The 6,115-nt window shown below is 64.7% G+C and carries 7 protein-coding genes; 6 read left to right on the top strand and 1 reads right to left on the bottom strand.

The window, feature by feature from the left end; all coding sequences use genetic code 11:
• The 4 genes from VKI00_RS33335 to VKI00_RS33320 form a co-directional block, all read left to right on the top strand.
• On the top strand, positions 1-976 hold a 976-nt coding region (locus tag VKI00_RS33335), incomplete at its 5' end, for an aldehyde dehydrogenase family protein (RefSeq protein WP_324447567.1).
• 14 nt (positions 977-990) lie between these two features.
• Complete coding sequence (locus VKI00_RS33330; protein WP_324447566.1) at positions 991-1,740, top strand: SDR family oxidoreductase; 750 nt, start codon at positions 991-993, stop codon at positions 1,738-1,740.
• Positions 1,737-2,597, top strand: coding sequence for an NAD(P)-dependent oxidoreductase (locus VKI00_RS33325; protein WP_324447565.1), 861 nt, complete (start codon positions 1,737-1,739; stop codon positions 2,595-2,597). Before VKI00_RS33330 ends, VKI00_RS33325 begins: the two co-directional genes overlap by 4 nt.
• Complete coding sequence (locus VKI00_RS33320) at positions 2,598-3,035, top strand: carboxymuconolactone decarboxylase family protein (protein WP_324447564.1); 438 nt, start codon at positions 2,598-2,600, stop codon at positions 3,033-3,035. It begins immediately after the preceding gene.
• A 2-nt stretch (positions 3,036-3,037) separates the two neighbouring features.
• On the opposite strand, the gene VKI00_RS33315 is transcribed toward VKI00_RS33320, so the two are convergent.
• On the bottom strand, positions 3,038-4,123 hold the full coding sequence (locus tag VKI00_RS33315) for an aldo/keto reductase (RefSeq protein ID WP_324447563.1): 1,086 nt from the start codon (positions 4,121-4,123) through the stop codon (positions 3,038-3,040).
• 82 nt (positions 4,124-4,205) lie between these two features.
• Between VKI00_RS33315 and VKI00_RS33310 the strand changes: the two genes are divergently transcribed.
• A complete protein-coding gene (locus VKI00_RS33310; RefSeq protein WP_324447562.1) occupies positions 4,206-4,613 on the top strand; it encodes a MarR family winged helix-turn-helix transcriptional regulator in 408 nt (135 codons plus the stop codon).
• A gap of 63 nt (positions 4,614-4,676) precedes the next feature.
• Positions 4,677-5,945, top strand: a complete 1,269-nt coding sequence (purD, locus tag VKI00_RS33305) for a phosphoribosylamine--glycine ligase (RefSeq protein ID WP_324447561.1) — start codon at positions 4,677-4,679, stop codon at positions 5,943-5,945.
• Positions 5,946-6,115 lie beyond the last annotated feature (170 nt).

The raw sequence follows: 6,115 nt of genomic DNA, 5'->3' as shown, positions 1-6,115 counted from the left end.
CAATCTCGCCAAGATCGGGCCCGCGCTGGCCGCGGGAAACACTGTTGTCTTGAAGCCCGCGCCTGACACACCCTGGTGTGCGGCTGTGCTCGGTGAGCTCATCACCGAGCACACCGACTTTCCGCCCGGTGTGATCAACATCGTCACCTCGAGCGATCATGGCGTAGGCGCACTGTTGGCCAAAGACCCTCGGGTGGATATGGTTTCGTTCACCGGGTCGACGGCCACCGGCCGTAGCGTGATGGCAGACGGCGCCGCGACCATCAAGAAGGTCTTCCTCGAGTTGGGCGGCAAGTCGGCGTTCATCGTGCTCGACGACGCCGACTTGGCCGGTGCGGTGGGCGTGGCGGGATTCTCGGTCTGCATGCACGCCGGGCAGGGATGCGCGATCACGACCCGGCTGGTGGTGCCACGGGCCCGCTATGACGAGGCCGTCGCCATCGCGGCCGCGACGGTCGGCGGGATCAAGGCCGGTGACCCCACCGACCCCGGAACCATTTGCGGGCCACTGATTTCGGCCCGTCAGCGCGATCGGGTGCAGGGTTATCTCGACTCGGCGATCGCTGAGGGCGGGACGTTCGCGTGCGGAGGAGGCCGGCCGGCCGACCGTGACGTCGGTTTCTTCATCGAGCCCACGGTGATCGCGGGGCTGGGCAACGACGCCCGCTGCGCCCGCGAGGAAATCTTCGGCCCGGTCTTGACGGTGATTCCGCACGACGGCGACGATGACGCCGTTCGCCTTGCCAACGACTCGCTGTACGGCTTGTCGGGCACCGTATTTGGCGCCGACCCGGACAGGGCGGCGCGGATTGCCGCGCGGGTCCGGGCGGGCACGATCAATGTCAACGGTGGCGTCTGGTACTCAGCCGACGCGCCGTTCGGCGGCTACAAGCAGTCCGGAAACGGTCGCGAAATGGGTCTGGCCGGTTTTGAGGAGTACTTGGAAACCAAAACCATTGCGACAGCGGTCAACTAGAGGAGCCCAAAAGCGTGAGATTCGAAAACAAGGTCGCCATCGTGACCGGATCCGGTGGTGGTATCGGCCAGGCCTACGCCGAGGCCCTGGCCCGCGAGGGCGCGGCGGTCGTGGTGGCCGATATCAATGCGGAGGCGGCCGAGGGAGTGGCCAAGCAGATCGTTGCGGACGGTGGCACGGCCCTGTCCGTTCCGGTCGACGTGTCCGACCCTGCGTCGGCGAAGGCGATGGCCGATCGCACGCTGTCCGAGTTCGGCGGCATCGACTACCTGGTGAACAACGCCGCGATCTTCGGCGGCATGAAGCTGGACTTCCTGGTCACCGTCGACCCCGAGTACTACAAGAAATTCATGAGCGTCAACCTCGACGGCGCATTGTGGTGCACCCGCGCGGTGTACAAGAAGATGGCCAAGCGCGGCGGCGGCGCGATCGTGAACCAGTCGTCCACCGCGGCGTGGCTGTACGCCAACTTCTACGGCCTGGCCAAGGTCGGTATCAACGGACTGACCCAGCAGCTCTCCCGCGAACTGGGTGGCCAGAACATCCGGATCAATGCGATAGCGCCCGGACCCATTGACACCGAGGCGAATCGGACCACCACGCCCAAAGAGATTGTCGACGACATCGTCAAGGGTCTTCCGTTGTCGCGCATGGGAACCCCTGAGGATCTGGTCGGAATGTGCCTATTCCTGTTGTCCGATGAGGCATCGTGGATCACCGGGCAGATCTTCAACGTCGACGGCGGGCAGGTGATCCGATCATGAGTGACCGGCAACTGAAACTGGGCTACATCGGACTGGGCAACATGGGCGCGCCGATGGCCACGAAGATGACCGAATGGCCTGGCGGGGTAACGGTTTACGACATTCGCACCGAGGCGATGACGCCGCTTGCCGAGAAGGGCGCCAGCCTGGCCGACAGCGTGGCCGACGTTGCCGGCGCCGACATCATTCATGTCACCGTCTTGGACGATGCGCAGGTGCGTGAGGTCGTCGGCGAGCTGGCTGGCAGCGCCAAGCCGGGAACGGTCATCGCGATCCACTCGACCATCAGCGATACCACCGCTGTCGAACTCGCCGGCGAACTCAAACAGCAGGGCATCCATGTTGTCGACGCGCCGGTCAGCGGTGGCGCGGCGGCCGCCGCGAAGGGCGAACTCGCCACGATGGTGGGCGCCGACCGCGAGGTGTACGAGCGGATCAAACCGGCATTCAAACACTGGGCGTCGGTGGTCATCCATGCCGGTGAACCGGGTGCCGGTACCCGAATGAAGCTGGCCCGCAACATGTTGACGTTCACCTCGTATGCCGCGGCGTGCGAAGCCATGAAGCTGGCCGAGGCGGCCGGGCTGGATCTGCAGGCACTCGGCAGGGTGGTGCGTCACACCGACGCCCTGACGAGCGGCCCAGGGGCGATCATGGTGCGCGAGAACATGGCAGACCTTGAGCCAGAGAACTTCCTCTACCAGCCGTTTCTGCACACACGTGGCCTGGGGGAGAAGGACCTGGGCCTGGCGCTCGCTTTGGGCGAGGCCGTATCGGTCGAGTTGCCGCTGGCGCAGTTGGCATACGAGCGGCTGGCGGCTGGCCTCGGCGTGCCCCATACAGAGAAAGAGACGTAAATGGACGAGCTGCGGCGCAAGGGCCTCGAGAAAATGAACGAGGTCTACGGCTGGGAGATGCCCAACATCGAGGGCGACGCGTATTTCGACCTCACCGTTGATCATCTATTCGGCAGCATCTGGACCCGACCGGGATTGTCGATGCGCGACAAGCGCATCATGACGCTGACGGCGGTCACGGCCGTCGGAAATCGCGACCTCGCCGAGATCCAAATCAACGCCGCGCTGCTCAACGAGGAACTCAGCGAGACCGAACTCAAGGAGATGGCCGTCTTCCTCACCCACTACCTCGGCTTCCCGCTGGGTTCGGCGCTCAACGGCGCCGTCGACACCGTCGTGGCGAAGCGGAAGAAGGCCGCGGCCAAGGGCGCCGGCGAGGACAAGAAGGCCAATGTCGAAGGCGCGCTGAAGATGCACTCAGGCGGCCAGCGCGACTAGCTTCAGTACGGCCGCCCGCCGTCGGGCATCACGTACTCGGAGGTCGACGCGGAGACGCCGTTGACAGTGGTTCCGCCTTGGATGATTCCCGGGACCATTTCCAGCATGTTGTGCGGAAAACCGAAAGTCGGTTTGGTGAGGGCGTCGAGCCGGGCCAGTTCATCGGCGGTCAGGTGGACGTCGACTGCGCGGACGTTGTCGTCGAGCTGTGAGAGCCGGCGTGCCCCGATGATGACCGATGAGACGGCAGGCTGTGCGCGGACCCAGGCAAGCGCCACGCTGGCAACGTTCGTCTCATGCTCTTTGGCGATGATCTCGAGTTCATCGATAACCGCGTAGGTGTCCTGGGTGAGGAAACTATCGACGAGCGCGCCGCGATCCGCGGTGTGCTGGCCAGCATTCCGTCGGGTGTACTTGCCGCTGAGCACCCCGCTTTTCAGGGGCGACCACGGTGTGATCCCGAGGCCGAATTCGCCGGCCATCGGAACCAGTTCCTGTTCGATGGCGCGTTCCAGTAGCGAGTACTCGACTTGCAGGCCGACGAAGCTCGACCACCCGCGGAAGCGGGCGATGAGGTTGGCCTCGGCGATCTTCCACGCCGGGGTGTCCGAAACACCCAGATAGCGAACCTTGCCGGCCCGAACCAGGTCGTCGAGTGCGGCCATCGTCTCCTCGATGGGAGTACTCGCGTCCCACATGTGCAGCCAGTAGAGGTCGATGTAGTCGGTTTGCAGGCGCCGCAGGGAGTTTTCGCACGCGCTTATCAACGATTTGCGACCCGAGCCGCCGCCGTTGGGGTCACCCGGATACAAGTTGCCGCTGAACTTCGTCGCGATGACGAGGCGGTCGCGCCGTTCAGGGTGGCGCCCGATGTGGTCGCCGATGATCTTCTCGGAGTGGCTCCTGGTGTAGAAGTTCGCGGTATCGATGAAGTTGCCGCCGAGTTCGATGTATCGATCGATGATCTGCTGGGACTCTTCCACACTCGTGCCCCAGCCGAGGTCTTCGCCGAACGTCATTGCTCCCAAGCACAAGGGGCTGACGCGTAGGCCGGACCGTCCGAGTGTCACGTATTGATCCAGAGGCATGGTGGCCGCTTTCTGGTAGATTGTTCGGTTATGCGCTTGTTCATAACTAAACTAGTTCACAACTGAACGATCTGGCAAGTCGATGTCTGCGGTCGACGCGGCCAAGATCTGGTCGCTGAACTATCGGGTGCTGTTGTCGGTCATCTCCTGCGCCGAGGCCGACATCTGCGCGCTGGGGCTCGAGTCCAAGGAGCTGTTCCTGCTCGCCGAGATCGATGAGCGTCCCTACCCTGCCGAACTGGCTGCGACGTTGAGCATGCCCAAGGCGACGGTGACCGTATACCTCAAACGGCTCGAGGCGGCGGGATTTGTGCGCCGCGAGATCGACCCTGCTGATCTGCGGCGCCATCGAATTCTGCTCACCTCGGCCGGGCGCAAAGCCGCCAAGGACGGTCTCGTGCTGCTGTCGAACGAGTTCAACAAGCGACTCGAGCGCCTCACCGCCACGCAGCAAAAGGACCTAAAAAATCTGCTCGAAAAGATTCTCTGACAGGTGTACGCGGATACGGCTGCTCTAGGTGTTCAGGCCTTGACCCGGCTAGTCTGACCTCTCGTGCGCGTCCTGGTAATCGGTTCCGGTGCCCGTGAACATGCCCTCCTACTGGCGCTTGGCAAAGACCCGCAGGTGACGGGACTGGCCATTGCGCCGGGCAACGCAGGGACGGCGCGGCTGGCCGAGCAGCATGACGTCGACATCACTTCCGCCGATGACGTCGTTGCATTGGCCCGCCGGGTCCGAGCCGACCTCGTGGTCATCGGCCCCGAGCTCCCGTTGGTGCTCGGGGTGGCCGACGTCGTGCGCGACGCCGGTATCGCGTGTTTCGGGCCCAGCAAGGCCGCGGCACAGATCGAAGGTTCCAAAGCCTTTGCCAAGGATGTGATGGCGGCGGCCGGTGTCTGTACCGCGTCGAGCGAGATCGTGGACAGCCCAGGGCGTTTGGACGCAGCGCTGGACCGATTCGGACCGGCTGCCGGCGACCCCGCCTGGGTGGTGAAGGATGACCGGTTGGCCGCCGGCAAGGGTGTGGTGGTCACGCAGAGCCGCGATGTCGCGCGCGCCCACGCCGCGGGCCTGCTCGAGTCCGGGCACCCGGTGTTGTTGGAGTCCTTTCTCGACGGTCCCGAAGTGTCGCTGTTCTGCCTCGTTGACGGCAAGACCGTCGTGCCACTGCTGGCCGCGCAGGACTTCAAACGGGTCGGGGACGGTGACACCGGCCCCAACACCGGCGGTATGGGTGCCTATGCGCCGGTGCCGTGGCTACCGTCGGACGTGTACCGGGCGATGGTCAGCGAAATCGCGGAACCCGTTGCGGCCGAGCTGGTCCGGCGCGGCAGCCCGTTCTCCGGGCTGCTGTACGCCGGTCTGGCGGTCACGTCCAAGGGGCCCGCGGTGATCGAATTCAACTGCCGGTTCGGCGATCCGGAAACACAGTCGGTGCTGGCATTGCTCGAATCCCCGCTGGGTCAGTTGCTGTATGCGACAGCGACCGGCGAACTGGCCAACTTCGGCGAGCTGCGTTGGCGTGACGGTGCCGCGGTCACGGTGGTACTGGCGGCGGAGAACTATCCGGGCCGGCCACGGGTGGGTGATGTGGTCGTGGGCTCGGACGCCGGCGGGGTCTTGCATGCCGGAACGGCCCGCCGCGACGACGGCGCGATCGTGTCGTCCGGCGGCCGAGTGCTCTCGGTGGTCGGCACTGGGACCGACCTGTCCGACGCCCGCTCCGTTGCCTACGAAACGATCAGATTAATCCGATTACCCGGCAGTCACTTTCGCACCGACATCGGATTGGCCGCAGCAGACGGCGAGATTCGTGTCTAGTCGGCGGCAGCGGCGGTGCGGATGTGTTCGCGGCGCAGGCCAAGCCCCACCGTCCGCCCCAGTAGCCGTTTGACCGGCCCGAAGTGACTCAGCAGCCGCAATGTCCACAACGGCGGCTGGGTATTCCTTAACCGAGCGAGGTTCGCCGTCTGCGCACGCTGCAGCATCTG

The organism is Mycobacterium sp. (genome assembly GCF_035314665.1).
Classification (GTDB): domain Bacteria; phylum Actinomycetota; class Actinomycetes; order Mycobacteriales; family Mycobacteriaceae; genus Mycobacterium.
Note: the sequence above shows the minus strand (reverse complement) of the source record. Positions and strands in the feature narration are given on the sequence as shown.

Coding starts and splice junctions, on each gene's coding strand:
- VKI00_RS33325 (WP_324447565.1), top strand. CDS start 1,737: ATGAGTGACCGGCAACTGAAACTGGGCTACATCGGACTGGGCAACATG.
- VKI00_RS33310 (WP_324447562.1), top strand. CDS start 4,206: ATGTCTGCGGTCGACGCGGCCAAGATCTGGTCGCTGAACTATCGGGTG.
- VKI00_RS33315 (WP_324447563.1), bottom strand. CDS start 4,123: ATGCCTCTGGATCAATACGTGACACTCGGACGGTCCGGCCTACGCGTC.
- VKI00_RS33320 (WP_324447564.1), top strand. CDS start 2,598: ATGGACGAGCTGCGGCGCAAGGGCCTCGAGAAAATGAACGAGGTCTAC.